Here is a 2219-nt window from a genome sequence, read left to right on the forward strand (position 1 = left end):
TGGGGTAGGGGTAAGTGTATCTATTTTTGCGACCTATCGGTCTGCGGGCTTACCAGCCCTTTAAGTAAATGTAAAAAGATACAATTCCAGTAAAAATAAAATTTTTACTGGAATTTAGGTGCTAAATCTCTGATATATTACAAATTATAGTGTATAATATTTTGTATGATGTTATAATTAGACTGATGGAGTTTACTTTTAGTCCAGTATAAATATCATTATAGAGCATAAAACTTATTGACTTACAGGGGGTGTATTTTGTGAAAAATTTTTTTAAAGAGTGGGTTGTGCCAGTATTAGCGGCATTAATACTAGCTTTTTTAATAAATAAATTTGTATTTTTCTTTATATCCGTGCCTACTGAATCTATGTATCCTACAATAAAACCAGGGGATAAGATAGGTGTTACTAAAGTTTATAAAAAGGATAAACTAAAAAGAGGAGATATAGTAGTTTTTTACTCTAAGGAACTTAAGGTTATGCTTATTAAAAGACTTATAGGAGTGCCGGGAGATAAAATAGATGTGGCAGAAGATGGTGCAGTATATGTGAATGGTGAAAAAAAATCAGAAACATATGTGAAAAATCCAGGAGGAAAGGCAAATATGTCATTCCAAGTGCCTAAGGATAAGTTTTTATTCATGGGAGACAATAGAGCTAATTCACTAGATGCACGTTATTGGAATAATAAGTATATAGATAAAGATGATATTAAAGGGAAGGCACATTTCGTCATATTCCCTTTCAGCAGAGTAGGAAAATTAAAATAATACAGAAAGCCCTATGTACTTGTGGCTGTGATAAGTTCACTTGTTGAAGTTGGGTAAAATATAAATTAAAGAAATTACTAGTGGCAAGAAAATCATGTTTGCACCATGCATCTTGCCACTTTTTATACTAATTTGTAATAGTTTATTATCTAGAATCTTGTGACTAAGACATTTTGACATAGTGAACTTGGGGTTAGGGAATTATGAAAATTTTTCTTTTGCAAAAAGTGCAGCCCCAAGAGCGCCTATTATTTGAGGTTCTTCTGGAACAAATATGCTTTGGTTAGTTAGCTCCTCAAGAGATTTTACTACCCCTATATTTTTAGCAACACCGCCAGTCATCATTATTTCGCCAGATTTTTGAACTCTGTTTACTAGAGCAAGAACTCTGGTGGATACAGATTTACATAGACCGTGAACTATGTTTGCAGTTTCTTGATTTTCTGCTATTAAAGAGACTACTTCAGATTCCGCAAATACAGTACACATACTGGTTATAGTCAAATCTTTATTCCATTTTACATAGTGATGTCCTATATCTTCTATAGGTATGTCTAGCACTTTACACATATTTTCTAAAAATCTACCAGTGCCTGCAGCGCACTTATCATTCATGGCAAAATCCTTTACGTTTCCATTTTCATCTAGTTTTATTACTTTGCTATCTTGTCCGCCTATATCGATAACTGTTCTAACATCTTTTTTTAAATAATGAACCCCTTTGGCGTGACAAGTGATTTCAGTTACAGCTTCACTGGAAAAAGGGATGTTTTCTCTGCCATACCCTGTGGAAACAATGTATTTTAAATCTTCCCTATTTAGGTTACATTTATATAAAGCTTTCTTTAAAGCTTTTTCTGCTCCTTCAATACTTTTAGGTCCGGTTTTAACCACAGAATATGACATTATATTTCCTTGGAAATCTAAAATTACTGCATTGGTTGAGGTGGAACCACTATCTATGCCAGCAAAAAATGCACTAGAATCTTGAGTACTAGCTATGAGTTCCTTAGTATTTAACGTATTTTCTTTAGTATGTGCCATATTTTCTTTAAGGGTTATTATAGATTTTTTATCCATTGATACCTTTGTGGTATCATGTAGCTTATTATTAATATTTAAATCATAGTGTACTTTATTACTAACATTATTTTTTGCATTTTTGAGTTTAAGAGATTCTGCAAAAGCCGTTGCATAAAACTTATAAAAAGTTATAAATATATAAATTTTACTTGCGTTATTCGTTACCAAATAACATTTCCTGTTCATAGAGTTCTATTTTGAATAATTAATTATTCTACTCTAGTTTGTGTAACTCTCCTAGGACTTGAATTCCCCCACAACGCAGGGTACATATTAGCATTATCTTTTAGGTGATATTATGCTAATTTATAGTTACCAAGATTAATTGAAGCGTTTTTATCTCTGTCTATTTTCAGTCCACATTTA

At 32.0% G+C, this 2219-nt stretch carries 2 protein-coding genes; one reads left to right on the forward strand and one right to left on the reverse strand.

What is annotated here, in order from left to right:
• Window positions 1-251: 251 nt before the first annotated feature.
• Window positions 252-770 carry a signal peptidase I gene (gene lepB / locus FGK85_RS14980; protein WP_138207944.1) on the forward strand — a complete coding sequence of 173 codons (519 nt, stop codon included), beginning with the start codon at window positions 252-254 and terminating at the stop codon, window positions 768-770.
• 201 nt (window positions 771-971) lie between these two features.
• Here lepB and FGK85_RS14985 read toward each other — a convergent pair whose 3' ends face one another.
• Window positions 972-2021: an acyl-CoA dehydratase activase gene (locus FGK85_RS14985; protein ID WP_243122903.1), complete on the reverse strand. Its 1050-nt coding sequence runs from the start codon at window positions 2019-2021 to the stop codon at window positions 972-974.
• Window positions 2022-2219 lie beyond the last annotated feature (198 nt).

The sequence above is a fragment of the Haloimpatiens lingqiaonensis genome, from assembly GCF_901447495.1.
Classification (GTDB): Bacteria; Bacillota; Clostridia; order Clostridiales; family Clostridiaceae; genus Haloimpatiens; species Haloimpatiens lingqiaonensis.